The following is a 25448-nucleotide window of genomic DNA, read 5'->3' as shown; positions in this document are numbered from 1 at the left end:
CTTCAAGTCGCGTTACGTATCGGGCCATACTCACCCTGTCCCGCCTGCCCGCTCCATGGCGTCCGAACGCTCGGGCTGTGACGGCGGTGCTTACCAGATGGACTCGACCCATTCGGGGTGGTCAATGAACGGGTTCCGGTTGTGCTGGTAGGTGCTGTAAATGACTTCGTTGCGGCGCTGTTCGAACGTGTCCGGCGGGTCCTGGTCGCCGGCGTTGCCGCCGTTGCGGGTCTTGGCGATGGACTTGCCCGTGTACAGCTCGATGACGTTGGCCGCGTTGGCCGGGTCCTGGTCGGTGTTCTTCAGCGCCGTCCACACCTGGGCGTACGAAACACAGCCTGCCAAGTCGCCTCCAGGCGTACGCCGACGCGTGCGCCGGCGGCCGCCTGGACTTCGAGCGGCTCGCCGGCTGGCAGCGGACCGTACTCGGCATACCGCAAGCAGCGTTCCGTACCGGCACGGCCTTCGCCAGTCCTGCTGACCGTTGGCGAAACGATGGACGCCCTGCGCAAGGCTGAAGAGATCCAGTACCGACCGCCTGGCGCCTGACGGCAGCACACTTGAGCTTGACAGCCGACTAGTGGGGAAACGCGGCGAGGGAGTCGGCAAGCGGCCCCGTCGCAGACGGCGTCTTGCCGGTCGGGGGCGGGATCTTGCCGCAGAACTCCGCCTCCATCACGTTGACGTAGAGCGACCCGTCCCGCAGCCAGTCACCGTTGATGCTGAACGTCAGCTGGTGCTTCCCGTCCTCCGTGCCGACCATCGCGGACAGGGAGCCGTTCGTACGGCCACTCTTGCCCACTACCTTCACGCCGCAGGACAGCTTCGCGAACTCGACCCCGAGCCCGTACCCGATCCCGTCGTCCGCCGGCACCTCGTCGAGCATCTCCTTCGTCTGCGCGGGGGCCAACAACTCGCCCCGCATCAGGACCCGGTGGAAGCGGTTGAGGTCGCCGCTGGTGGAGATGATGTCGCCGGCCGCGCCCAGCCAGGTCATGTTCTGCTCGGTGGCGTCATGGATCTTGGCGTCGGGAGCATCCTGGTGGAGGCGGGAGTAACCGATGGCGTGCGGGTTCGGCATCTGTGGCGCCGTGCCGGGGAACGACGTCCCGCGCAGTTTCAACGGCTGGATGATGCGGCGAATGGCCTCGCGCTCGTACGAATGGCCCGTCGCCCTCTCGATGACCATCCCGGCGATCACAAAGTTGGTGTTCGAGTACGACGGCGCTTTCTCCGGATCGGGCTTCGGCGGGTACTTGAGCGCGATCGCCACGAGTTCCTCGGGCGTATGGGTGTCGTACCGGTGCTCGGGAAAGCCGAGACCGGCGGCGTTGTGCAGGAATGCGGGATCGTCGGTGTAGTTGGCGATGCCGCTGGTGTGATTGAGGAGTTGGCGCAGAGTTATCCTGCTGCCGTCGTACCCGTTGCCCTGCACCAAGCCGGGCAGCCATGTCCCGACTGTGTCGTCCAGGCTCAGTCTCCCTTCCGCCTCCAGTTGGAGCAGTACGGTCGCGATGAACATCTTGGTGATGCTGGCCCCGCGGAAGTGGTCGCCTGCCGAACGCTTGCGGCCCGTGGCCGTGTCCGCGTAACCCGCCGCGCCGAACCACGTCCCCTTCCTGTCCTGGACCTTGGCCGCCACACCGGGCAGTCCGCCCTTCTCGACCAGGTCACGCAGCGCGGTCCGGGTCACCTCGTGTCCGCGCTCTGATGACGCCGCGTGCGCGGACGGGGTGAGCGTGGCTGCTCCCAGGGGTACGGCCAGTGCCAGAGCGAGTGAGGCGGTACGTGCCGTCTGCTTCATAGGTGGAGCCTCCGGGTGACTCACGGAGGGGCCGGTCAAGCCCCTGTGGTGTGAGTGACGCGAACGGAGGCTCCAGGGTTGGTTGTTGAGGGAAGGGAGCGGGGCAGGCCTTGCAAGGAGCACTGCCGCGCCATGAGGAAGGGCGGCAGTTGGCGCAGCAGTCGAAGGGCACGCCTACCGATGCCGGCGCGGGCCCTTCACATGTCGTCGGCGTAGGTCTCGGTCGGCGCGAGGCGCGGCGACGTAGCCGTGTGGCAGGTACGACTCGTACGACTTGCTTCTTGGCGTCGGCCACCGTCTCGGGCAGGTTCGGCCTCGACTCACTCGGGCATGCGCCGGTCGGCCAGTGGGCCTCGGTCAGGTGCCGACGTACGCCGCCAGGTGCTCGCCGGTGAGGGTGGAGCGGGCGGCGACGAGGTCGGCGGGTGTGCCCTCGAAGACGATCCGGCCGCCGTCGTGGCCGGCGCCGGGGCCGAGGTCGATGATCCAGTCGGCGTGCGCCATGACCGCTTGGTGGTGCTCGATCACGATGACCGACTTGCCGGAGTCGACGAGCCCGTCGAGCAGGCCGAGGAGCTGCTCGACGTCGGCGAGGTGGAGGCCGGTGGTCGGCTCGTCGAGGACGTAGACGCCGCCCTTCTCGGCCATGTGGGTGGCCAGCTTGAGCCGCTGCCGCTCGCCGCCGGACAGCGTCGTGAGCGGCTGGCCGAGGGTGAGGTAGCCGAGCCCGACGTCGGCGAGCCGGCCGAGGATGCGGTGCGCGGCCGGCGTGCGCGCCTCGCCGGCGCCGAAGAACTCCGCGGCCTCGCTCACCGGCATCGCGAGCACCTCGCTGATGTCGCGGCCGCCGAGGTGGTGGTCGAGCACCGATGCCTCGAACCGCTTGCCCTCGCACTCCTCGCAGGTGGTGGCGACGCCGGCCATCATCGCCAGGTCGGTGTAGATGACACCGGCGCCGTTGCAGTTGAGGCAGGCGCCCTCGGAGTTGGCGCTGAACAGCGCCGGCTTCACACCGTTGGCCTTCGCGAACGCCTTGCGGATCGGGTCGAGCAGTCCGGTGTACGTCGCCGGGTTGCTCCGTCGCGAACCGCGGATCGGGGTCTGGTCGACTGACACCACACCCTCGTCGGCGGCCCCCGGCTGGTGTGGCAGCGACCCGTGCACGAGCGAACTCTTTCCGGAGCCGGCGACGCCGGTGACGACGGTGAGCACTCCGAGCGGGATGTCCACGTCGACGTCCCGGAGGTTGTTCGCCGTCGCGCCACGGATCTCCAGCGTGCCGGTGGGCTTGCGGACCGTGTCCTTGAGGGTGGCCCGGTCGTCGAGATGGCGGCCGGTGATGGTGTCGCAGGCCCGCAGCCCCTCGACGGTGCCCTCGAAGCAGACGGTGCCTCCTGCCGTGCCGGCGCCGGGGCCGAGGTCCACGACGTGGTCGGCGATCGCGATCGTCTCCGGCTTGTGCTCCACGACGAGCACCGTGTTGCCCTTGTCGCGCAGCCGCAGCAGCAGGTTGTTCATCCGCTGGATGTCGTGCGGGTGGAGGCCGACGGTGGGTTCGTCGAAGACGTACGTGACGTCGGTGAGCGAGGAGCCGAGGTGGCGGATCATCTTGACGCGCTGCGCCTCGCCGCCCGACAGCGTGCCCGAGGACCGGTTGAGCGAGAGGTAGCCGAGACCGATCTCCACGAACGAGTCGAGGGTCTGCTGCAGCGCGGTGAGCAGCGGCGCCACCGACGGGTCGTCGAGGTCACGGACCCACTCGGCCAGGTCCCTGATCTCCATCGCGCAGGCATCGGCGATGCTGACCTTGTTGATTTTCGAAGACCGGGCGGCCTCGCTGAGCCGGGTGCCGTCGCACTCGGGGCAGGTGGTGAAGGTGACCGCCCGCTCCACGAACGCCCGGATGTGCGGCTGCATCGCCTCCTTGTCCTTGGACAGGAACGACTTCTGGATCTTGGGGATCAGTCCTTCGTAGGTGAGGTTTACGCCGTTGACCTTTACCTTCGTCGGCTCCCTGTAGAGGAAGTCCCGCATCTCCTTCTTGGTGTACTCGCGGATCGGCTTGTCCGGGTCGAGGAAGCCCGACTCGGCGTAGAGCCCCACGGTCCACACGTTGTCCGACTTCCAGCCGGGGATGGTGAACGCACCCTCGGCGATCGACTTGGAATCGTCGTAGAGCTGGGTCAGGTCGATGTCGGAGACCGTGCCACGGCCCTCGCAGCGCGTGCACATGCCGCCGGTGCGACTGAAGGTCACCTTCTCGGTCTTGGTCTTGTCGGCCCCGCGGTCGACCCGGAGCCCGCCGCTCGCCTGCACCGAGGCGACGTTGAAGGAGTACGCGCCGGGCGGGCCGATGTGCGGCTTCCCGAGGCGGCTGAAGAGGATGCGCAGCATCGCGTTGGCGTCGGTGGCGGTGCCGACTGTGGAACGGGGGTCGGCGCCCATCCGCTGCTGGTCGACGATGATCGCGGTGGTCAGCCCGTCGAGTACGTCGACCTCGGGCCTCGCCAGCGTCGGCATGAAGCCCTGCACGAACGCGCTGTAGGTCTCGTTGATCAGCCGCTGCGACTCCGCGGCGATCGTGTCGAACACGAGCGAGCTCTTGCCCGAGCCCGAGACACCGGTGAACACCGTCAGCCGGCGCTTCGGGATCTCGATGCTGACGTCCCGGAGGTTGTTCTCGCGCGCGCCGTGCACGCGGATCAGGTCGTGGCTGTCGGCAGCGTGCGGCGCAGGCGACTGGGTGTCCGTCCTCGGGGCCATGCTTATCGTGTCTCCATCTGTTGGGGGGGCGCCTTCGCGGTCTCCGTCCGTGCCGCCCGGCTCGATCCGACAGCTTCGAGCAGCACGTCCGGTCTACTTCGTCGGCGCGGTCGAGGCAACGGTTGGCCGTCCACTTGATCGGCGGTGTCGGCCGGGATGGCGCTCGGCGGAAAATCAGGGTCACGCTAGCTGTGGCTCGGTGATCGCGCTTCTTCATTCCTGATCGGTTTCTGGTCACCTGATCATGCCGAAGAGCGCCACACCCGCAGGTGTGGCGCTCTCGTGAAGGGGTTACTTCGTGGGCAGCTCGTCAGCGAGCGGACGGTCGATGGCCATGATCCAGCGGTTGTCACCAGTGCGGCGCATCACGTCGGTGCAGGTGCCGGAGATCTTCTGGCGGCCGCCCTGTTCGTCGGTGACCTCGAGGTGGAACTCGACTATCACCAGGGAGACGTCTCCGGCGACGTAATTGTGCACAACCTTGGAGTCCAGAGTCGGCCCCGTCTTCAGCAGGTCGATGATTCCCTGCGTACGCTCGGCGCCGGTCAGCGGACTGCCCGAGAGGTTGGAGATGGCGTCGTCGCGGTACAGCTGGTCGAAGATGGAGCCGTCACCCGAGTTGAAGAGCGGGCACTCGACCGCGGTGCCCGCCAGGGCCGCGCGGGTGTCGGAAACGTCCTCGGCGGATAGAAGCCGTCGCTGTTCGCGGTCAGCATCTCGAAGGCGTCGAGCAGCGGAACCATCGCGTTGTCGCGGTCGGACGTCACCCGCTCCAGCCAGGCGTCGCACCGCAGTTCGACCCGGGGGTAGCCGAACGACCGCAGGGGTTCTGCCGCCTCGGCGAAGGTCGGCTCGTCCGGGTTGTAGAGGTGGAACGTCCGGCCGGCGGCCTCCTCCTTCCGGGAGATATGGAGGGTCGCGGCGCTGACGTAGTCGACCGGCATCAGGTGGACCGGTCCGGCCATGCCCTCGGGGACCGCACCGGCCTGCAGGATCCCCTTGACCCGCGGTCCGGGGGGCACCACCGCCGGCCGCGCGAGGTCCCTGCCGCGTCGTGGGCTACTGCGGGGGAACGGGCTGGATGTGCTGGGTGAGGCCACCGTCGACGGCCAGCTCCACGCCCGTGGGCGTGCCGTGGCGCTTCATCGGGGTCAGCTCGTCGCCGAGCTTCGCGATGTCACCCATGTCGGCCACATCGGAGCGTACGACGTGCGCCTTTGCCCCCAGTTCGCGCCGGGCCGTCTCGATGTTCTTCTCGTTACGTCCGGTCAGCAGCACCTCGGCGCCCTCGTCGAGCAGCCCCTGCACCATGGCGAGGCCCATGCCGTGCGTCCCGCCGATGACAACGGCCTTCTTGCCTGCGTACTTTCCCATCACAGCTCCTTGAGACATAGCGCAAATACGGGTCGGAAAGGAGAGGCTGAGCAATGCGGGGACTGCACAGGCTTTTCAATCCGGAACAGACCGTAACCGGGCGTACCTCATCGCGTGATAACCGCTGAGTAATGGGCCGCTAACCGCCGCGGCCGTCAGCGGCGCCCGGGGCAGCGTCGAACGGGCCGCACCGGTACGTAATAAGGTGCATCCGTCGGGAGTGCGCTGGGACCGTGGGGGCCCGACTCTTTGGTACGTGCTTGGGGGGACGATGTCGGCTGCGGCAGTTGAGTATGACGTCATACGGGTCGTGGTGATGTCTCGTGGGTAGGCGGGGCAAGCCGGCCGGGCGCGGACGCCGGGGGGCGTCCTCCGGTTCCCGGAGGGAGGTGCGGCCCGCGCGCGGGCCGCACCTCCCCTCGATTCTCGACCGGTCGCCGCGCACCCGGATGCTCACGTCCCGGCGGCTGCCGTCCTGGGTGCCGGTCCAGCGGCTGCGCCCGCTGCTGCGGCGTATACGGCCGCACTACCCGCGACCGGGCAGGCAGGGTTATGCCCGCTGGATTCCGAGCTGGCGACAGCTGTTGTGCGCGATGCTGATCGGCACAGGTCTACTGTCCGCCGGCGTGGTGATCGCGTACTGGCGTACCGACATACCCGAGAACCTGAACTCCTTCGCCACCCAGCAGGACAACATCTACTACTGGGCCGACGGTTCGAAAATGTCACGGACGGGCTGGGTCAGCCGGCAGGAGATGCCGCTCGACAAGGTCCCCGACGATGTCCGGTGGGCCGTGCTCGCAGCGGAGAACGCGAGCTTCTACGAGGACCCCGGCATCGACCCCGCAGGCATCGTGCGCGCGCTCACCCGCATGGTCGGCGGCGGCGAGACGCAGGGCGGCTCCACCATCACCCAGCAGTACGTCAAGAACGCCTATCTGAACCAGGAGCAGACGTTCTCCCGCAAGTTCACCGAAATGATGCTCGCGCTCAAAGTGGACAGCAAATTCAATAAGGACGAGATCCTGGAGGGGTACCTCAACACCAGTTGGTTCGGCCGTGGCACCTACGGCATCCAGCGCGCGTCACAGGCTTACTACGGCAAGGAAGTCTCCGAGCTGAACGCGAGCGAGGGCGCGTTCCTGGCGTCCCTGCTGAAGGGCGCCGGGCTGTACGACCCGGCGCTCGGCGGCGGAAACCGGGCGAGGGCTGTGGAACGCTGGAAGTGGACGCTGGACCGGATGGTCGTGATCGGCAAACTCTCACCGGCGGAGCGGGCGAAGTTCACCACTTTCCCCGAACCCACCAGGATGACCGGCGGACGGACCGACCTGAGTGGCCAGCAGGGCTATCTCGTCGAACTCGCCAAGTCGTACATCACCCGCAACGCAAAGGTCTCGGACGCCGAATTCGACCTCGGTGGCTACCAGATCTACACCACCTTCGACAAGAAGAAGACAGAGGCCCTCGACAAGGCCGTGCGCAGGGCCCGCGAGAAGCTCGACCCGAAGGGGCGGAAGGCCGACACCTTCGTCAGGACCGGCGCGGCGACCGTCGGCACCGACGGGAAGATCCTGGCCCTGTACGGCGGGCCCGGCTTCCTCAAGCAGGGGTTCAACGAATCCAACGCCGTCACCGTCCCGGCAGGGTCCGCCTTCGCGCCCTTCGTCTACGCTGCCGCGCTCAGCGACGGAGTCCTGCGTGACCGCGACGGGCCGCGCCAACCCGTCACGCCCTCCAGCCTGTACGACGGCCGGCACAACGCCTCCGTGATGACCCCCGAGGGTCCGTACTGGGACCGCAACGGCAAGATCGTGAAGGGCAAGAACGACGGCGGCAAGTCGTGGGGCAGCAGGATCAGCCTGCGCAAGGCGATGGCGAACTCCGTGAACTCGCCCTTCCTCCAGCTCGGCATGGACGTCGGCCTGGACCGGGTGCGCCACCACGCCCAGAACGCCGGGCTGCTGCCCTCCAGCCTCGGCCCGCAGGTGCCCGCCTTCTCGCTCGGCAACTCCACGCCCAGTGCCATCCGCATGGCCACGGCGTACCAAACCTTCGCCGCGGAGGGCCAGCACACCGAGCCGTACTCGGTGGTCCGGGTCACCCGCAACGCCGACGAGATCCCGCTGCCCGACGTCCGCCCGCGGCGCGCCTTCACCCCCGAGGTGTCGCGGCAGGTGACCGACGCCCTGAAAGGTGTCGTCGAGGAGGGTACGGGCAAGAAGGCCCGGGTACCGGGTCTGCGGCCGGCGGGCAAGACCGGAACGACGCAGGACAACAAGGCCGCCTGGTTCATCGGGTACACCGGGCAGGAGGCCACGGCCGTCGTGCTGTACCGGATGGACCTGCGCAAACTGGACCTACTGCCGCTGGACGGTGTGGCCGGCTCCTCCGGCGAGGAGCCCGGCAGCCCTCTTCCCGTCGACATCTGGCGGGATTACATGAAGGCGGCGGCGCCGGCGCCGTGAGCCCGTACCGCCACGGCCGGCCCCTCGTACCGGGGGGTCGGCCGGCCCTACTTGACCAGCGTTTTCCACGCGGGCGCCTGCCCCGGATCCAGTGAGCGCAACTGCTCCAGCACCTGCGGGTCCTGGACGTCCATCCAGTCGGCCAGTTCCTTGAAGGACACGCACTCGACGTCCTTGCGCGGGCAGACCTCCCGCATCAGGTCCTCCACGGCGTCCATGTATATGCCGCCGTTCCACTGCTCGAAGTGGTTGCCGATGAACAGTGGTGCCCGGCTGCCGTTGTAGACGCGGTTGAAGCCGTTCATGTAGGCGCCCTTGGTCGTCTGCTTCCAGGCGTCGTACTGGGCGGGATCGCCGTCGGTCTCGCCCTTGGACTGGTTGTAGAGGAAGTTGAAGTCCATGGAGAGCACCTGGATGTCCTTGCCGGGGTACGGCAGCAACTGCAGCGGGAAGTCCCAGACGCCGTCCTTCTTGCTCGGCCAGGTCTGGAAACCGCCGGGCGAACTGGCGTCATAGCGCCAGCCGAATTGCTTGCTCGCCGGTATCAGCGTCTTCTGGCCCTCCAGGCAGGGGGCGCGGCCGCCGACGAATTCCCGGTCGGGGTCGAAGGGCAGCGGCGGCATGTCGCTGAAGCCGGTGTTGGTCTTCCACTTCTTGACGAAGTCGTACGTCTGGTCGATCTCGCTCCTCCACTCCTCGACGCTCCAGTCGTCGCCGCCGCCGGAGCCGCAGAAGTGACCGTTGAAGTGCGAGCCGATCTCGTGCCCGTCCTTCCAGGCACCGCCGAGCTGCGTCAGCGTGGTCCTGACGTGCTCGTCGGTGGGGTAGGAGATCGCGGCGGAACCCCGGTCGTGCTGCGGCGGGAGATACAGGTCACTCTTCGACTTGGGCAGCAGGTAGATGCCGGTCAGGAAGAACGTCATGTGGGCGTCGCTCTCCTGCGCCACCTGACGGAAGTGGGAAAAGAGGTGGTCGTCGCCCTCAAGCGCGCCGTCCCAGGAGAAGACCACGAACTGCGGGGGCTTCTGCCCCGGTTTGAGCTTCTGCGGCTTGAGCTGGTCCCGCTGTGGTCCGGTGTACGACGTCGAACCGTCCCCCAGCACCTTGACCTTGCCGTCCCAGGGCTCCTCACGCTTGCGTGAGCCCGCCCGCGCGCCCGGCTTGTCGCTCTTCGCGCTGGCTGCCGGGTCCTCGTCGGGGACGCCCTTCGCCGCGGCCGGGCTGTCCGGGCCGCCGATCAGCGTCCTGCCGAGCAAGTACATGACCGACACGACCAGCAATGCGGCCACGGTCATCAGGGGAGTGCGGATGCGCTTGCGGCTGTGAGCGCGTCGTCGGCCACGGCTGCGGGCACTTCGGGTCATCGGTGCGGCTTCTCTCGGAGTGAGGGAAAGGCATACTTTCATCCAGCATGACAATCTGAAATATAGAACGTGCGATCGGTCCCCTTAGTGCCGCGCCCGCATGACGGCTTTGCACGCACCGTGCGCTCCGTGTACCGCGCGCCCGCGTCCAGCACCTTCAGTAGGCGACGGGCCATCCGGTGCTCGAGATGTCGGGCGCCCACGCTTCCGTGGCATACCCCAGACCGCGCGCCTTGAGGCTTGAACGAGCCCCTCTTCGAGCCCGAGGGGCGGGCCGGTGTGCACACACCGGCCCGCCCCCCTCACCCGCCGGTCCGCCCGGGACCCTCAACCCGGGGGCGGACCTCATCTCGGCCGCGTGGAGCGGCCGAGGGCCTCAACCGAGCCGGATCACGTTCCAGGACATCGGCTCCAGGGTGGCGCTCAGGGTGCCGCCGGCAAGGCGTGTGCCGGTCACCGTGTGCGGGGAGACCCGCTCGGGCTCGTCAAGGGTGTTGCGGGCGTCGGGGTCGTCGTCGGCCAGCGCGCTGTGCTCGATGAGCACCTTCAGCCCCAGCCCCTCCAGTGCGATGTCCAGCGGCAGCGGCTCGCTCTGACTGCGGTTCACGGCGAACACGGTCACTGTGCCGTCCTCCGCGCGTACCGCCGTCGCGTGCAGCAGCGGCACCTCGCCGTACCTCTTCGTCTCGTACGTCGGTGAGTCCACGCGTGCGTCGAGTACCTGCCCGCGTCCGTGCCGGGACGCCTGTGCGAAGGGGAAGAACGTGGTCTGCTTCCAGGCCGGGCCGCCCGGCTCCGTCATGATCGGCGCGATGACGTTGACGAGCTGAGCGAGGCAGGCGACGGTCACCCGGTCCGCGTGGCGCAGCAGCGCGATGAGCATGGAGCCGAAGACCACGGCGTCGGTGACGGAGTAGTTGTCCTCCAGGAGACGGGGCGCCTCGGGCCAGTCGAGGGGGTTCTCCTCGGCTTCGCGCTGGGTCTTGGAGAGGTACCAGACGTTCCACTCGTCGAAGGAAAGGTTAATCCGCTTCTTCGACTTGAGGCGCGCCCCCACGTGGTCGCAGGTCGCCACGACGTTCTCGATGAAGGACTCCATGTCGACGGCCGAGGCGAGGAACGAGTCGCGGTCGCCGTCGAGTTCCTCGTAATAGGCGTGCAGCGAGACGTAGTCGACGAGGTCGTACGTCTCGGCGAGTACCGTCGCCTCCCACGCGGCGAAGGTGTCCATTGACTGCCCCGACGAGCCGCAGGCGACGAGTTCGACGGAGGGGTCGATCTGGCGCATCGCGCGTGCGGTCTCCGCTGCCACGCGCCCGTACTCCTCGGCCGTCTTGTGGCCGGTCTGCCAGGGCCCGTCCATCTCGTTGCCCAGGCACCAGAGCCTGATCCCGAAGGGGTCCTTGTCGCCGTGCGCGGCACGCAGGTCCGCGAGGGCCGTGCCCGAGGGGTGGTTGGCGTACTCCTGGAGCTCCAGCGCCTCGGCCACTCCCCTGGTGCCCAGATTGACGGCCATCATCGGCTCGGCCTGCGGCCCGATCTTCTTCAGGAACGCGATGTACTCGCTGAGCCCGAAGCGGTTGCTCTCGGTGGAACGCCAGGCCAGGTCGAGGCGGCGGGGGCGCTCCTCGGCCGGCCCCACGGAGTCCTCCCACTTGTAGCCCGAGACGAAGTTGCCGCCGGGGTAGCGGATGGCGGTGACGCCGAGTTCACGGACCAGGCCGAGTACGTCGGTGCGCAAACCCGCGTCGTCAGCCGTGGGGTGGCCCGGCTCGTAGATGCCGGTGTACACGCAGCGGCCGAGGTGCTCCACGAAGGAGCCGAACAACCGGGGGTCGACCTCGCCGACGGCGAAGTCGGGGTGCAGGGTGAAGCGGGCTGAACTGGTCATGACTCCCTCAATGTGGTTCTGCGGAGCGGACGCTGAATGAACCGCGCACACCCCCCGCCGCCGTTCGATATTCCAGACACTGATCAGAGCTTCGAACGGCAACTTAGGAAGTACGGGATCACCCGTCAACGGTTTGCGCAGGACCGGCGAGATTGACCCGCCCGCAGTTCGATCCGCCGCACAAGAAACTGATTTTCCAGGCGAGTTGGGCTCAGCCGTTGACGCGCATGGCGTGCGACCTTACGGTCCGTTCGAAGTTGCGAGCAGCATTCGAAATCCCGAACACACGTCTCGCCGGGCCGTGCACTCCGACACGCCCTGAAGAAGAAACGAGCCGCCATGCCACCACCTCTCCCGAGCCGCCGCACCGTGCTCGGCGGACTAGGAACCCTCGCCGTAGCCGGCAGCTTCGGGCTCGCCGCCGCGAACCGCAGCGCCTCCGCGATCGCCTCGGACGCCGACGTACGCGTCCGCTACTGGAATCTCTTCAGCGGCGGCGACGGCGTGAACATGATCGCGATGCTGAACGCCTTCCGCCGGGCCGATCCCCGTGTCGACGTGAAGGACTCGACCCTGCAGTGGGGCAATCCGTACTACACGAAACTGGCCATGGCGGCCTCCGGCAACCGGGCCCCCGACCTGGCCGTCATGCACCTGGGCCGGATACCGGGCTTCGCACCCGGCCGTCTGCTCGACCCCTGGGACGTGGGGCTTCTCGGCAAGTGCGGGGTGCGGGAGGCGGACTTCAACCCGGTGCTGTGGAAGCGGGCGGTGGTCGACGGCAAGCTGTACGGCCTTCCACTCGACATCCACGCCCAGCTCTGCTTCTACCGCCGCGACGTGTGCGGGAAGGCCGGCCTGCTCGGCGACGGCGGAAACCTGGCGGCCGTCTCCTCGCCCGAGGAGTGGTTCAAGGCCCTGAAGACAGCCAAGAAGGCGGTCAAGGGGAACCTCCAGGTGCTCGGCATGAAGGCGAGCGAACCGAACTTCTCGTGGTGGTTCTTCCTGTCCTTCTACACCCAGCTCGGCGGCACCTGTCTGAGCGCCGACGGCCAGGACGTCACCTTCGACACCGACAAGGCGACCCGGGTACTGGAGTTCCTGCGGCAGCACGTGACCGACGGCTACACCGCCCCGGTCGGCATCGCAGACGGCGAGATGTTCCTCAACGGCTCGGCATTCACCTGGGAGGGCAACTGGTCGGTGCCGGTCTTCAACGACGCGAAACTCGACTACGGCGCCACCGAACTGCCGCCTGTCTTCGGCCGACCCGCCACCCACGCCGAGTCGCACTGCTTCGTCCTGCCCCACCAGGCCGCACGTGGCGGCGCCGCCAACGAGGGCGCCCACCGGCTGGCCGCGTACATCGTCAGGAACGCCCTGGCATGGTCGCAGGGCGGCCACATCCCGGCGTACGCACCGACGCTGGAGGACAAGGACTATCTGGCCCTGAAGCCGCAGGCCGAGTACGTCTCCGCGATGGATCACATGGCCGTGGAGCCGAGCGCCTGGTTCGCCGGGTCGACCGGCCTGCTCGCCCAGCGCATCGGCCCCGCCGTCGCCTCCTCCAACGTCGGCTCCGCCCGGCCCGACGCCACGGCCCGGCGCATGAAGGACGTACTGGAGAAGCTGCTGACCATGAAGAACCCGATGGCGGGCGAGGCCATCGTCGAGGAAGGTGCTGCGACATGAGCGCCGTCGACACCACGCTCACCCCGGCCGTCGTACGTCCCGTGCCGGCGGTGTACGCCGATTCGGCACGGGTCCGCCTGGCGCGCGGGTTCCAGCACGGCGGCTGGTTCGTCGCCCCGTTCCTGGCGCTGTTCGCGCTGTTCGTGCTGCTGCCGATCGGGCGCGGCCTGTGGCTGAGCTTCACCGACGCCAACATCTCCGGTGTGGGCGAGCGATTCGTCGGCCTGGACAACTACCGGGAGGCGCTCGACGACCCGCTGATGTGGGACTCCCTCGGTCACAGCGCGTACTTCACCTTCCTCGTGGTGCCCTGCATCGTCCTTCTGGCGTTTGTGCTCGCGGTGCTCGCCCATCACATCGAGCGCGCAAAGTGGCTGTGGCGGCTGTGCTTCTTCGCCCCGTTCCTGCTGCCGTCCACGGTCGCCGCGAATCTGTGGCAGTGGCTGTTCAATCCGGGCACCGGCATGATCAACCATGTCTTCGGCCTGGAGACGCCCTGGCTGACGCAGAAGTCCACCGCCATGATCGCCATCGTAATCACCACCCTGTGGTGGACGGTCGGCTTCAGCTTCCTGCTGTTCCTGGCGGCGCTGCAGAACATCCCGCGGCATCTGTACGAGGCGGCGGCCCTGGACGGTGCGAACGCCTGGCACCGCATGGTGCACATCACGCTGCCGATGCTGCGCAACATCACCGGCCTGGTGGTCACACTGCAGATCCTGGCCTCGCTACAGGTCTTCGACCAGGCCGTGGTGATGCAGGACTTCGGACCCGGGCCCGAGGAGAGCACCCGGACCTTTGTCCAGTTCACGCTGGAGGAGGGGTTCACCGCGTACCGCGTGGGCTACGCCTCCGCGATCTCCATCATCTTCTTCCTGATCATCGCGGTCGTCGCCCTCGGCCGTATGTGGCTGCTGCGCAAGCGCGAGGAGGGCGCACGATGACCGCCGTTTCCCAGATATCTCCGCGCGTACGACGCCGGGGTCCGCGCAAGAAGTGGACACCGGGGCAGATCGTGCTCACCGCCATCGGCGTGCTCGTCTCCGGGGTGTTCACCGCTCCCTTCGTGTGGGCGGTGTTCACCTCCCTGAAGTCGGAGACGGAAGCAGTCGCCGTGCCCACGCACTGGGTGCCGCAGGAGTGGACGATCCAGGCCTGGCAGGCCATCTTCGAGACCGGCAACATCACCAACTGGTTCGTCAACTCCGTGGTCGTCTCCGTCTGTGTCACCTTCGTCGTGGTCCTGGTCGGCGCGCTCGCCGGCTACGGATTCGCCCGTACCGGCTTCCGTGGCAAGAACGCGCTGCTCGGCCTGGTCATGGCCGGTCTGATGGTGTCACCCGCGGTGCTCGGGGTGCCGCTGTTCACCACCGTGCAGTCGATGGGGGTGGTCGACACGTACTGGGGCATGATCCTGCCGCAGTGCGCGCCGGCCGCGATGGTGTACATCCTCTACAAGTTCTTCCAGGGCATCCCGAAGGAGCTGGAGGAGGCGGCGTTCATCGACGGCGCCGGGCGTTGGCGCGTGTTCTTCACCATCGTGCTTCCGCTGTCGCGTCCGCCCCTCGCGGCGGTCGGGATCTTCACGTTCATCGCGTCCTGGAACAACTTCCTGTGGCCGTACATGGTGACCAACAACCCGGACCTGATGACGATGCCGAACGGCATCGCGACCGTCATGAACTCCTACGGCATCCAGTGGGCGCAGCTGATGGCGGGCGGCCTGGTGGCCGGGCTTCCGCTGATCATCGTGTTCGTCTTCTTCCAGCGGCAGATCGTCAGCGGTGTGGCGCACACCGGCCTGGCCGGACAGTAGCGGCCGGACAGTAGAGGGAGTCCTCCTGTGCAGCGTAAAAGGCTCACTGTGGCGGCGCTGGCCGCCGCGTTCCTGCTCCTCGCGCCGTCCACCGCGACGGCCGCCGACTACCCCGGACCTCAGCCCGTCACCGGGGACACCGTCATCCACGACCCGACGATGATCCGCCTGAGGGACGGGAGTTACGTCGCCTATTCGACGCACGGCCGCCTGGAGGCCCGTGTCTCGAAGGACCGCAAGCACTGGGAGCGGGCGGCGGCCGACGCGTTCGCCGAGCCGCCGGCGTGGTGGTACGAGTACAACGGCACGGCCGACCCGTGGGCGCCCGAGATCACTTACCGGGCGGGCAGGTACTGGCTGTACTACGCCGTCTCGTCCTGGGGTTCCAACCACTCGGCGATCGGCCTTGCCACATCCGCCTCCGGGCGTCCCGGCACCTGGACGGACCACGGCAAGGTGTTCGCGAGCGAGCGGGGTGACGCGTGGAACGCCATCGACCCGTACGTGGTCGAGGACGGCGGCAGGCTGTGGATGGCGTTCGGCTCGTACTGGACCGGCATCCGCATGATCAAGCTGGACCGGCGCACGGGCCTCGCTGACCCCTCCGACACCACCGTGCGCCATCTGGCGACCCGTCCCGACCTGCCGTACGCGGTCGAGGCGCCGACGCTCGTGAAGCACGGAGCGTACTGGTACCTCTTCAACTCCTACGACGCGTGCTGCTCGGGCCTGACCGCCACGTACAAGATCAAGGTGGGGAGGTCCGCGAACATCGAGGGCCCCTATGCCGACAGCAGCGGCAAGCCGATGCTGGAGGGCGGCGGCGACCTGGTGCTCGCCACGCACGGCCGGTACATCGGGCCCGGTGGCCAGTCGGTGATGCGCGACCGCGGGCGCGACGTGCTCGTCCACCACTACTACGACGGGCAGGACGAGGGGACGCCCAAGCTGGGACTCAACACCCTGTCATGGGAGGGCGGCTGGCCCGTCGTGTCCTGAGCGCCGACAGGATCCTCCGCGACGGTCATCTGTATGTGCTGCCGTGCCGGCTGCGGCCCGGTCAGACGCTGCAGCTCCGCCATCCCCTTGGACGTCTGGCTCTTCACCGTACCCACCGAGATTCCCAGGGTCTGGGCGACGTCCTTCTCGGAGTGGTCGAAGGCATGACGCAGCACGACGCAGGCCCGCTGCGGAACGGCAGTGCGCGCAGCGCCTCCCGCACATCGACCACGGCCGCTACGTCCGGGCCATCGGTCTGCTCGCTGTGGCCGGCCCAGAAGAGCGTCACCCGGCGGCGCTCCCGCACAGCGCCGCGGATGCGGCTGCGCGCCATGTTGGCGAGTACGCCGCGTGCGTACGCCGCCGGGTGGTCGGCGGCGCGTACCCGGTCCCAGCGGTGCCACAGCGCCAGCAGCGCATCGGCGGCCAGGTTGTCCGCGCCGTCGGCGTCGCCGGTCAGCAGGTGGGCGAGACGGGCCAGGGCGGCGTGGTGCTGTCCGAAGAAGGCGCGGAACTCCGCGGCGGCGTCGGCGGCGACCCCGGTGGGCGGGTCCGTCTGGTGCGTGGGCGCTTTCACCGGACCACCCGCGAGCGCCGGTCCACCCCTGCGGGGTCCGGTGGCGTGGCGCCCGTGAGGTACTGCGGGACGGGCGCCGTGTCGGTACCGCTGTCGCGCACCATTCCGTAGCGCACGATCCCCTCGTCCGGCGCGGGCGGCCGGCGCAGGTCGTCGTCGATCCCGGCCCGCGTGGCGGGCTCGACGATCAGGTTGTAGTCGGCGCCGCGCTCGTTCTGGTGCAGCGTGACCTTCCCGTCGACGTAGAAGTACTCGTTCTGCCACATCTGTTGAGCACCGGCCGGGAGCACCGTGAAGCCCGTGCTCCGCGCGCCCATCCAGGTGTGCGGACGGTCCGGCACACCGGGCATCTGGTCGTCCATGCGGCGGCCGCCGCCGGAGGCGACGTGGAAGAGCTTGCCGTCGAGGCCGGTCCAGGTCGGCATGGCCAGGGATCCAGGGCGTTCGGCGGGCAGGATCTGCCAGCGCACCCGGAAGTAGCCGCGGCCGGACAGGGTCACGTTGTCGCCGCGGTGTTCCATGACGGCCTTGGGCCCGGCCGAGGTGTTCAGTCCGGACTCGGGGCGGTACGGCAGGGCGGCGGGCGGCGTGCGGGGGGCCGGTGCGCGGTCGGCGGTGTCGACGACGGTGCCGTAGCGCCCGGCCGGTGTCCGCGACGAAGTGGCGTTGGCCGGGGGCGAGTCCGTTGCGGTGGGGGCACGGGAGGACGTCGGGGCCAGGGCCGCGCGCGGCGGCCGGGAGGCCCCGTCGTCGTGGTCGTACACGATGAATGCCCCACCGGCCACCAGGGTGACTCCCGCGGCCGCGACCACGGCGGGCTTGGCCAGCAACTGCACGAGCTGAGCCGGCCATCCCACCGGGTCCGCGGCCAGAGGCGCGGGTGCGGCGGCCAGTTGGGCGGCGGTGCCGCCGGAGCCCAGTACGTGCGGGGCGTGCAGGGCGAGCCCGGCGGGCAGCGGGACCAGGCCGAGCCCCACCAGCAACCGCTGCGCCGGAACCGTGTCGGCCGCCGGCCGTCCGCAGCGTGGACAGTCCCGCAGATGCCGGGCGATACGTTTGCGCCACACCGAATCGGGGGTGCCGTCCCAGTCTGCGGTGACCTCCGACAGGTCGGGGCACGGCGGCGCGGCACCCAGCGCCCGCACCAGGCAACGCGCTGTCTCCAGGCGCTCCTTGAGCCGCTGGACACGTACCGCGGTGTGCTGCCTGGTCCAGCCGACCGCCTCGGCGAGTTCCTGCCGGTTCAGCTCGCCTGTGAGTTCGAGCCACCACAGCGACAACAGCTGCCGGTCGTCCGTGTCCAGCCAGCGGGTGGCCTCCGCCACCTCCTGGCGCTGCCCTTGAAGGCCCAGCCGCAGGATGGTGAGGTCCACGAAGTCGGCGCCTGCGCCGGCCGGTTCGCGTTCATCGGCCAGGACCGAGAGGAGGGGCGCGGTCTGCCGGGCACGGGCCCGGTCGCGTATGCAGCGCATGGCGATGGCCACCAGCCAGGAGCGGAAGCGGGCGGGGTCCCGGAGCTCGCCGAGGGAGCGGACGAGGCGGAGCATCGTCTCCTGGACGATGTCGTCGACGTCCGGGTGGCCGTTGAGGGCGCGGCCGACGATGTTGTAGACGATCGGCATTTCGGCGGCGACGAGGTCCTCCATCGCCTGCCGGTCCCCTGCCCGCGCCGCCTCGACCCGCCGCCGTACCGCCCGCTCGTCCACACCGTCTCCGTAGCTCTGGGCCGGCCCCCGCGCCGTCCTCCCAACACTCCGTCAAATCGTCCGGTATTTCGTACGCCGTATGTCATTCCGAACGACGAACGCGAAACGTTAGAGGCGCACACTTCAGCGGTCAACTATCCGGAGAGAACCGGCCCGGTACGCCCCTGTTCGCGCGTCAGCACCCGCCGAACTCCGGGACATGTTCCTGCGGACGTCCCACTCCGACGGCCGAGGTCCCGCACCCCCTGGCGTCGTCATACGCCAGATGCTTCGGAGCCGGTGGGACGACGTCGTCGCGAAGGGCGACACTCCGCGCATAGTGCGGCGCCGCTTCGACCTGCTCACCGAGGTCCTCGGCCTGGACCGCGCACGTGCGACCCGCTGGACGTCGGGGCGGTTGCTGCAGAACGTGTACGGGGAGGACGGCAGGTACCCGCCGACGGTCCGGAACGTGCGGCGTCTCGCCGACGCGCAGGCTTCCCGCAACCAGTCCGCCGCCCGCGCCTCGCGCCGCCCGCCGTCAGCGGGGAGCCGGTCATGATCATCCACGCCCAGCGGTGGAACGACCGGCGCCAGGTCGCCATTGTCGAGCTGAGCCGCCACACCCCGCACCCGCCCGCAGCCGGTCAGAGCCTCCACGCCGCCCCACTGGAGGAATCCCGGGGCCCAGGGTGCGGTGATCCTCGGCAGCGGAGGTGGACGGCCACAAGTGGGTGTATCCAGGAGTCATGGGTTCTGGACGGCTGCCCCGCGGTCGCGCCTGGTCATGGGAGCCGGGGCATGCGCTGCTGGCAGTACCCCTCGCCCTCATCGTGCTCGTCACGGTGCTCGACATCCTCGCCCCGCCCGAGGTCCACCTCGGCCCCTTCCTCGCCGCGGCCCCCGCCATCACGGCGTCGTTCGCCGGTCCGCGCACCACCGGCTTCGTCGGCGCGGTCGCCATCCTTGCCCAGGCGGTCGTCGCGATCGTACGCACCAGTCTCACCGACCTGAACCACACCTCCCAGCTCATCGCCCTGATCCTGATCTCCGTCTTCGTCACCTTCTTCGCCCACCTGCGCGAACGGCACGAGAAGCAAATGACGCAACTGCGCTCCGTCGCCCGGGCCGCCCAAGAGGTCGTGCTGCGGCCACTGCCGCCCCGGATCGGCCCCCTGCGGGTGGGCTGCGTCTACCTCGCCGCCGAGGCCGAGGCTCAGATCGGCGGTGATCTCTTCGCCGCCGCCCGTACGGCACGGAGCACCCGGCTCATCATCGGCGACGTACGCGGCAAGGGCCTGGAGGCCGTCGGGGACGCCGCCCTCGTCCTGGGTGCCTTCCGGGCCACCGCACACCAGGAGACCGACCTCCCGACGCTCGTGACCTATTTGGAAGGAACGGTCACTTCGGACCTGGACGACCCCGCGGCAGCCGGCGCCGGCAGGGCAGACCACAGCGAGGGATTCATCACCGCGGCCGTGCTCGACGTCCCCGACGACGTACCGGCCCTCCACCTGATCAACTGCGGCCACCCACCGCCGCTCCTGCTGCGCGACGGACAGGTCATCCCCCTCGACGTGTCCCACCCCGCCCCGCCGCTCGGGCTCACCCAATTCGCGGACTCCTTCCTCGCCGCGGAGACCTTCACCTTCGAGCCGGGCGACACCGTTCTCCTGTACACGGACGGCGTCATCGAGGCCCGCGACGCATCGGGCGCCTTCTATCCCCTGTCCGACCGGATCACCGCCTGGCCCGGTGTCGGACCGGGCGACCTGCTGCGCCACCTGCGCGAAGACCTGCTGGCCCACACGCCCAAGGGTTACCTGGGCGACGACGCGGCGATGGTGGCGATCACACGCATGCCGCGTGGCTGAGTTCGGTTCCCGCCTCGGGACCGAGTGCGCCGGCGCCGTGCCGGACCGGGTGGCGGCCACGCCTGCCCCACGAATCAACAGGCTGCATTGACAATCATTTTCATTTAGGTAAAGCTTTCGGCGCCGCGGCCCCGTTGCGCCTTCTGCTTCCGGGAGTTCCGTGCGCGTCGTCCACGCCAAGTGATCTGGGAGCAGCATGTCGATATTCCGGAACCGCCGAGAGTTCCTCGCCCTGGCCGGTGCCGCCGGTACGGCCGGAGCCCTGGCCCTCACCGGTTGTGGAACCGGGGCCGGGAGCAGCCCCGCGGCCGACGGGAAGGCGGCGCCCAGGCGTGGCGGCCAGTTCCGTGCCCTGTTCACGGGCGGCGGCGAGCAGGAGACCATCGACCCGCACGCCGAGGCCCTCGCCATCGACATGGCGCGCACCAAGGCCCTGTTCGACCGGCTCGTGGACCTGGACGCCGGCATGGCGCCGGTGCCCCGGCTCGCCCAGAAGTGGGAGGCCAACGCCGACGCCACCCTGTGGCGCTTCACCCTCCGGGAGGCGCTCTTCCACGACGGGAAGAAGCTCACTCCCGAGGACGTGCTGTTCAGCTTCGGCCGCATCCTGGACCCCAAGGCGACCAACCACTTCGCTCAGAGCCTGCTGTCGGTCATCGACCTGAAGAAGAGCCGGGGCGTCGGCAAGAACACCGTGGAGGTCGCCCTCAAGAGGCCCAGCGCCGAACTGCCCGCGCTGCTTGGCACGCTGGGCACCGCCATCGTCAGTGCCCGCTACAGCGACCCGGCCAAGCCCGTCGGCACCGGGGCGTTCCGGCTGAAGTCCTTCCAGGCCGGCCGGTCGTTCGTCGCCGAGCGGTTCGACGACCACTGGGACGGCGGGGCGTACGTCGACGAGCTGCGCATCCTGTCCGCCGACGCCGACGCGCGCGGCAACGCCCTGCGGGGAGGTGAGGCGGAGTACGGCTACGAGATGACGCCGACCTTCGCCCGTACCGCCGCCGCCGACAAGTCGGTGCGGATCGTCGCCGCCAAGGGCAGCACGGCCCACGCCATCGTCATGAAGTGCGACCAGGAACCCTTCGACAACCCCGATGTCACCCTGGCGTTCAAGCTGCTCGCCGACCGCGAGAAGCTGGTCGAGGTCGTCCTGGCCGGCCAGGGCGTCGTCGGCAACGACATGTTCGGCAAGGGCTACCAGTACTACCCCGAGGACATCCCGCAGCGTAAGCGTGATGTCGCCGAGGCACGTTCCTTGCTGCGCAAGGCAGGGGTGCTCAACAAGACGTTGTCCATCTACACCTCCTCGGTGGCCACCGGGTTCGTGGAGGCGGCGACCCTCTTCGCCGAGCAGGCGGCTGACGCGGGCCTGCGGATCAAGGTCACCACCGGTTCCTCGGAGACGTACTTCAAGGACCAGCTCACCAAGGGCGTGATGGGCAGCCACCGTTCGGGCGCCATGACGATCCCGACGTACCTCAACGACCGGCTGCTCACCAAGTCGGCCTTCAACGCGTCCGGCTGGCGCCGCAAGGACTTCGACGCGGCCTTCGCCAAGGCGCAGTCCACGACCGACGAGGGCGAGCGCACCCGGCTGTACGGGGACCTCCAGCGCACCGTCCACGACGAGGGCGGCCTGCTGATGTGGGGCCACCCGGACTGGCTGAACGCGGTCTCCTCCCGCGTACGCGGCGTCGAGGAAGCCCCGCCCAACACCCTCGACTCCGCCCGCTTCGACAAGGTGTGGCTGGTCTGACGATGCGTGGGTACGCCCTGCAACGCCTCGCCCTCGGAGCCGTACAACTCGCCCTGCTCACGGTGTTGGTGTTCCTGCTGACGTCGCTGCTGCCCGGCGACGCGGCCGACGTCCGCAACAACGAGGACGCCACACCCGAGCAGGTGGCGGCGCTGCGCGAGCAGCTCCGGCTGGACCGCCCGGCCCTGGAACGCTTCACGGACTGGGCGCAGGGCGTACTCACCGGTGATCTCGGCACGTCGCTGGTCAGCGGCGGCCCGGTGCTGGACATCCTGGCCGAGTCGGCCGGCATCACGCTGGTGCTCGCCGCGGTGACCCTCGTGGTGGTCGTCCCCCTCGCGGTGCTGCTCGGCATCGTGTCCGGCCTGCGCGAAGGCGGCCGCCTGGACCGGTCGGTCACCTCCGTGACGCTCGCGCTGAACGCCGTACCCGACTTCGTCCTGGCCCTGCTGCTCGTGGCCGGTCTGTCCCTGCAGCTCGGCTGGCTGCCCGCGACCTGGGTCGGGGTGGGCGCGGCCGACCTGCTCGGGCAGCCCGCGCTGCTGGTCCTGCCGGTCGGAGTGGTGGCGGCCCGCATGATCTGCCTGCTGTCCCGGCAGGTACGGGCCGGCATGGTGACGGTCCTCAAGGCCGAGTACGTCACCCAGGCGCGACGCCTGGGTGTGCCGCGCCGGACCCTGCTGCTGCGGCACGTCCTGCCCAACGCGGCGGTGCCCGGCATCCAGGAACTGGCCCGCGTGGGCGACAACCTGGTCGGCGGCGTGCTGATCGTCGAGGCGGTCTTCGCGATCCCCGGCGTGGCGACCGCGCTCGTCAGGGCGGTCGAGGCGCGGGACGTACCGACGGTGCAGGGCCTGGCCCTGGTGGTCGCCGCGGCGGCCCTGCTGTTCAGCCTGGCGGCCGATCTCGTCTGCCATCGACTCGTACCACGGACGGAGGTGCTCCGGTGAAGCGTGTGAACCTGCCGGCGGCGCCGGTCGGCGTGGCGCTGCTCGCGCTGCCGCTGGGCGTCGCCCTGCTGGGCCCGTGGTTCGCCGGGCCCGCCCGTCCGGGCGTGTTCGCCCCGTACGCGGGCAGCGGCGGCCCACACCTGCTCGGCACCGACGGGCTGGGCCGTGACGTACTGGATCTGCTGCTCCACGGCGGGCGCAGCGCGCTCGGCATGGCGCTCGGCGCGGTCGCGGTCGCCTACCTGGTGGGCGGGGCCGTGGGCCTGCTCGCGGCCTCCGCCCGGCGCCGCTGGGCCGACGAGCTGCTGATCCGCCCCCTCGACGTGCTGCTCCCGCTGCCCACCCTGTTGGTGATCAGCGTGGTGGCGGTGGGCTGGCGCGGCTCCCCCGTCGCCATCGCCCTCGCCGTCGCGGCCGTCAACGTCCCGCCCGTGGCGCGCCTGGTGCGGGCCGCCGCCCTGGACGCGGCGAGCGGCCCCGTCACCGAAGCGCTGCGCGTGCAGGGCGAGTCCCGGTCCCGTATCCAACTCGACCACGTGGCACGCTCGGTGCTCTCCCCCGTCGCCGCCGACATCGGCACCCGCATCACCCTGGCGGTGTTCCTCGTCGGCTCGGCGAACTTCCTCGGCCTCGGCCTGGACCCGACGGCGCCCGACTGGGCGGTGAGCATCTCCCGCAGCCGCGAGGCGCTGCTGCTCCAGCCGTGGGCCGTACTGGCGCCCGCCGCGATGCTCGTCATGTTCACCGTGGGGCTCAACCTGCTCGCCGACAGCCTGCTGGCCCGCACCCGCCGTACGCAGGAGGCCGTGCGATGACCTCGAAGACACCTTCGCAGACACCCCTCGTCACGGTGCGCGGGCTCACCGCGCGGGCCGGTGACACCATGCTCCTCGACGCGGTCGGCTTCGACCTGTACGAGGGCCGCGTCACCGCACTCGTCGGCCCCTCCGGCAGCGGCAAGACCACGGCCGCCCTGGCGCTCCTCGGCGAGTGCGGCGCCGGGGTGCGCCTCAGCGGGCGGGTGGAGGCCGGGTCCGTCAGGGTCGTGGACGGGGACGGGATCACGAAGGAGGCGGCCGGCGGACTGCGCGGACGCCTGGTCGCGTACATGCCCCAGCATCCGGGCAGCGCCCTCAACCCGGCCCGCCGCACCGGCGCTGTCCTCGCCGAACTCGCCCGGCTGCACCACCCGGCCGACCCGGCTCGGGCCCTTGCCGCCGAAGCGCTCCGGGCCGCGCAACTGCCCGCCGGGCGGGACACCGAGCGGCGCTTCCCGCACCAGTTCTCCGGCGGCCAGCGCCAGCGCGTCGCGCTCGCCCAGACCCTGGTGTGCCGGCCACGGGTCCTCGTGCTCGACGAGCCCAGCACCGGGCTCGACACGGTGACCAGGATGCGGCTGGCCGGGGAACTGGCCGCGCTCGCCCGCACCGGCCTGGCGATCCTGCTGCTCAGCCACGACCACGACCTGGTGCGCGCCCTCGCCGACCACGTGGTCGTGCTGCGCCACGGACGGGTGACCGCGCAGGGCGCTCCGGCCGACGCCCTGCCGGCCCGCCGCCGGGTGACCGCCGTACGGCACACGCCCACCGCCCCGGACGGCCGGCCCCCGGTGCTCGACGTACAGGACCTCTCCGCCCACCTCCACAGCCGAGGGCGCGGCCCGGTGCTGCACGGGGTCGGCCTCCAACTGCCCGCCGGGGCCTGCGTCGGCGTGGCCGGCCTGTCCGGCAGCGGCAAGACCACCCTTGCGCGCTGCGTCGCCGGACTCCACGAACGCCACGTCGGCCAAGTCCTTCTCGACGGCACCCCCCTGCCGGTGCTGCGCCGGCGCAGCCCGGAGCAGAAGCGCCGGGTGCAGTACGTCTGGCAGGAGGTACGCAGCTCCTTCGACGAGCGGCGCCCGGTGGCCGAGCAGGTCGCCCGTACCGCCGTACGGCTGCGGGGCCTGGATGCCGGGGAGGCGCGGCGCGAGGCCCTGGACCTGCTGGGCCGGCTCGGACTGGACGCGGGCACCGTCGAGCGGCGCCCCGGCGGGCTGTCCGGCGGCGAACTGCAACGCGCGGCGCTCGCCCGCGCCGTACTCGCCGCCCCGGACGTGCTGGTCTGCGACGAGATCACGACCGCCCTGGACACCGGCGCCACCGCAGCGGTCCTCGCCGAACTCGCCAGGCTCCGCGACCAGCACGGCACGGCACTGCTCTGGGTCAGCCACGACCTGGAGCTGCTCGCCGCCGTCGCCCACCACATCGTCGTCATCGACGGCGGTCACGTCGTCGAGACCGGCACACCCGAGCAGATCCTCGACGCTCCCCGGGCCACCCTCACCCGGCAGCTCGTACGCGCCATGGATCTCGGTACGGCTCTGACAGCCACCGATCTCGCCACCGCCCCGTCCGTGTCCGGCGCCTGACCCGACGCGTCCGCGACTCCCACGA

At 69.7% G+C, this 25448-nt stretch carries 18 protein-coding genes and 3 pseudogenes; 11 read left to right on the top strand and 10 right to left on the bottom strand.

What is annotated here, in order from left to right; genetic code table 11:
* Positions 1 to 90 precede the first annotated feature (90 nt).
* From G412_RS41750 to G412_RS0113505, 6 genes and pseudogenes are all read right to left on the bottom strand, one after another.
* Positions 91 to 333: pseudogene (locus G412_RS41750) on the bottom strand (endonuclease); the annotation flags it as partial.
* Positions 334 to 577: 244 nt separating this feature from the next.
* On the bottom strand, positions 578 to 1804 hold the full coding sequence (locus G412_RS34315; protein ID WP_051338331.1) for a serine hydrolase domain-containing protein: 1227 nt from the start codon (positions 1802 to 1804) through the stop codon (positions 578 to 580).
* A gap of 357 nt (positions 1805 to 2161) precedes the next feature.
* Complete coding sequence (locus tag G412_RS0113515) at positions 2162 to 4573, bottom strand: ATP-binding cassette domain-containing protein (RefSeq protein WP_028812559.1); 2412 nt, start codon at positions 4571 to 4573, stop codon at positions 2162 to 2164.
* A 285-nt stretch (positions 4574 to 4858) separates the two neighbouring features.
* Positions 4859 to 5044 carry a YybH family protein gene (locus tag G412_RS37160; RefSeq protein ID WP_051338330.1) on the bottom strand — a complete coding sequence of 62 codons (186 nt, stop codon included), beginning with the start codon at positions 5042 to 5044 and terminating at the stop codon, positions 4859 to 4861.
* 68 nt (positions 5045 to 5112) lie between these two features.
* Positions 5113 to 5532: a hypothetical protein gene (locus tag G412_RS37155; RefSeq protein ID WP_157839094.1), complete on the bottom strand. Its 420-nt coding sequence runs from the start codon at positions 5530 to 5532 to the stop codon at positions 5113 to 5115.
* 94 nt (positions 5533 to 5626) lie between these two features.
* Positions 5627 to 5941 (bottom strand): SDR family NAD(P)-dependent oxidoreductase, encoded by a 315-nt coding sequence (locus tag G412_RS0113505; RefSeq protein ID WP_028812558.1) that lies wholly within the window; start codon positions 5939 to 5941, stop codon positions 5627 to 5629.
* A gap of 593 nt (positions 5942 to 6534) precedes the next feature.
* Here G412_RS0113505 and G412_RS34305 point away from each other — a divergent pair.
* Positions 6535 to 8409: a transglycosylase domain-containing protein gene (locus tag G412_RS34305; RefSeq protein ID WP_425274477.1), complete on the top strand. Its 1875-nt coding sequence runs from the start codon at positions 6535 to 6537 to the stop codon at positions 8407 to 8409.
* Between the two features lie 47 nt (positions 8410 to 8456).
* Here G412_RS34305 and G412_RS0113495 read toward each other — a convergent pair whose 3' ends face one another.
* Positions 8457 to 9773, bottom strand: coding sequence for a polysaccharide deacetylase family protein (locus G412_RS0113495; protein WP_078606955.1), 1317 nt, complete (start codon positions 9771 to 9773; stop codon positions 8457 to 8459).
* Positions 9774 to 10149: 376 nt separating this feature from the next.
* The gene (arfA, locus tag G412_RS0113490; RefSeq protein WP_028812556.1) at positions 10150 to 11664 is read right to left on the bottom strand and encodes an arabinosylfuranosidase ArfA; all 1515 of its coding nucleotides are present in this window, start codon (positions 11662 to 11664) and stop codon (positions 10150 to 10152) included.
* 339 nt (positions 11665 to 12003) lie between these two features.
* Between arfA and G412_RS0113485 the strand changes: the two genes are divergently transcribed.
* Genes G412_RS0113485 through G412_RS0113470 form a run of 4 tightly spaced genes read left to right on the top strand, consistent with a single transcriptional unit; the run spans position 12004 to position 16171 of the window.
* Positions 12004 to 13356 carry an extracellular solute-binding protein gene (locus G412_RS0113485; RefSeq protein WP_028812555.1) on the top strand — a complete coding sequence of 451 codons (1353 nt, stop codon included), beginning with the start codon at positions 12004 to 12006 and terminating at the stop codon, positions 13354 to 13356.
* Positions 13353 to 14300, top strand: a complete 948-nt coding sequence (locus G412_RS0113480) for a carbohydrate ABC transporter permease (protein WP_028812554.1) — start codon at positions 13353 to 13355, stop codon at positions 14298 to 14300. Before G412_RS0113485 ends, G412_RS0113480 begins: the two co-directional genes overlap by 4 nt.
* Complete coding sequence (locus G412_RS0113475; protein ID WP_037648737.1) at positions 14297 to 15172, top strand: carbohydrate ABC transporter permease; 876 nt, start codon at positions 14297 to 14299, stop codon at positions 15170 to 15172. Before G412_RS0113480 ends, G412_RS0113475 begins: the two co-directional genes overlap by 4 nt.
* A 27-nt stretch (positions 15173 to 15199) precedes the next feature.
* Entirely contained in the window at positions 15200 to 16171 is a 972-nt protein-coding gene (locus G412_RS0113470; RefSeq protein ID WP_037648734.1) for an arabinan endo-1,5-alpha-L-arabinosidase, read from the top strand.
* Here G412_RS0113470 and G412_RS34300 read toward each other — a convergent pair.
* Both G412_RS34300 and G412_RS0113460 read right to left on the bottom strand, forming a co-directional pair.
* A pseudogene (locus G412_RS34300) lies at positions 16090 to 16748 on the bottom strand (SigE family RNA polymerase sigma factor). The gene G412_RS0113470 and the pseudogene G412_RS34300 sit on opposite strands and share 82 nt — an antisense overlap.
* Positions 16745 to 18454: an RNA polymerase sigma factor gene (locus G412_RS0113460; RefSeq protein ID WP_028812551.1), complete on the bottom strand. Its 1710-nt coding sequence runs from the start codon at positions 18452 to 18454 to the stop codon at positions 16745 to 16747. The pseudogene G412_RS34300 and the gene G412_RS0113460 overlap by 4 nt, the downstream one beginning before the upstream one ends.
* 244 nt (positions 18455 to 18698) lie before the next feature.
* On the opposite strand from G412_RS0113460, the pseudogene G412_RS39085 reads away from it, so the two are divergent.
* From G412_RS39085 to G412_RS0113430, 6 genes and pseudogenes are all read left to right on the top strand, one after another.
* Positions 18699 to 18995 (top strand): annotated as a pseudogene (locus G412_RS39085) (hypothetical protein); the annotation flags it as partial.
* Between the two features lie 187 nt (positions 18996 to 19182).
* Complete coding sequence (locus tag G412_RS0113450; RefSeq protein ID WP_051338328.1) at positions 19183 to 20307, top strand: PP2C family protein-serine/threonine phosphatase; 1125 nt, start codon at positions 19183 to 19185, stop codon at positions 20305 to 20307.
* A gap of 196 nt (positions 20308 to 20503) precedes the next feature.
* Positions 20504 to 22063: an ABC transporter substrate-binding protein gene (locus G412_RS0113445; RefSeq protein WP_028812548.1), complete on the top strand. Its 1560-nt coding sequence runs from the start codon at positions 20504 to 20506 to the stop codon at positions 22061 to 22063.
* Positions 22064 to 22065: 2 nt separating this feature from the next.
* Entirely contained in the window at positions 22066 to 23013 is a 948-nt protein-coding gene (locus G412_RS0113440) for an ABC transporter permease (RefSeq protein WP_028812547.1), read from the top strand.
* Positions 23010 to 23828 (top strand): ABC transporter permease, encoded by an 819-nt coding sequence (locus tag G412_RS0113435; RefSeq protein WP_051338327.1) that lies wholly within the window; start codon positions 23010 to 23012, stop codon positions 23826 to 23828. Before G412_RS0113440 ends, G412_RS0113435 begins: the two co-directional genes overlap by 4 nt.
* Positions 23825 to 25423: an ABC transporter ATP-binding protein gene (locus tag G412_RS0113430; RefSeq protein ID WP_028812545.1), complete on the top strand. Its 1599-nt coding sequence runs from the start codon at positions 23825 to 23827 to the stop codon at positions 25421 to 25423. Before G412_RS0113435 ends, G412_RS0113430 begins: the two co-directional genes overlap by 4 nt.
* Positions 25424 to 25448: the final 25 nt, after the last annotated feature.

This window comes from Streptomyces flavidovirens DSM 40150 (assembly GCF_000429085.1).
GTDB classification, from domain to species: domain Bacteria; phylum Actinomycetota; class Actinomycetes; order Streptomycetales; family Streptomycetaceae; genus Streptomyces; species Streptomyces flavidovirens.
Note: the sequence above shows the minus strand (reverse complement) of the source record. Positions and strands in the feature narration are given on the sequence as shown.

Bases quoted from the DNA above. Each gene is read 5' to 3' on its own strand.
- G412_RS0113450 (WP_051338328.1), top strand. From the start codon at position 19,183: ATGGGTTCTGGACGGCTGCCCCGCGGTCGCGCCTGGTCATGGGAGCCG.
- G412_RS0113445 (WP_028812548.1), top strand. From the start codon at position 20,504: ATGTCGATATTCCGGAACCGCCGAGAGTTCCTCGCCCTGGCCGGTGCC.
- G412_RS0113505 (WP_028812558.1), bottom strand. From the start codon at position 5,941: ATGGGAAAGTACGCAGGCAAGAAGGCCGTTGTCATCGGCGGGACGCAC.
- G412_RS34305 (WP_425274477.1), top strand. From the start codon at position 6,535: ATGCTGATCGGCACAGGTCTACTGTCCGCCGGCGTGGTGATCGCGTAC.
- G412_RS0113495 (WP_078606955.1), bottom strand. From the start codon at position 9,773: ATGACCCGAAGTGCCCGCAGCCGTGGCCGACGACGCGCTCACAGCCGC.
- G412_RS0113485 (WP_028812555.1), top strand. From the start codon at position 12,004: ATGCCACCACCTCTCCCGAGCCGCCGCACCGTGCTCGGCGGACTAGGA.
- G412_RS0113430 (WP_028812545.1), top strand. From the start codon at position 23,825: ATGACCTCGAAGACACCTTCGCAGACACCCCTCGTCACGGTGCGCGGG.
- G412_RS34315 (WP_051338331.1), bottom strand. From the start codon at position 1,804: ATGAAGCAGACGGCACGTACCGCCTCACTCGCTCTGGCACTGGCCGTA.
- G412_RS0113480 (WP_028812554.1), top strand. From the start codon at position 13,353: ATGAGCGCCGTCGACACCACGCTCACCCCGGCCGTCGTACGTCCCGTG.
- G412_RS37155 (WP_157839094.1), bottom strand. From the start codon at position 5,532: ATGGCCGGACCGGTCCACCTGATGCCGGTCGACTACGTCAGCGCCGCG.
- G412_RS0113440 (WP_028812547.1), top strand. From the start codon at position 22,066: ATGCGTGGGTACGCCCTGCAACGCCTCGCCCTCGGAGCCGTACAACTC.
- arfA (WP_028812556.1), bottom strand. From the start codon at position 11,664: ATGACCAGTTCAGCCCGCTTCACCCTGCACCCCGACTTCGCCGTCGGC.
- G412_RS0113475 (WP_037648737.1), top strand. From the start codon at position 14,297: ATGACCGCCGTTTCCCAGATATCTCCGCGCGTACGACGCCGGGGTCCG.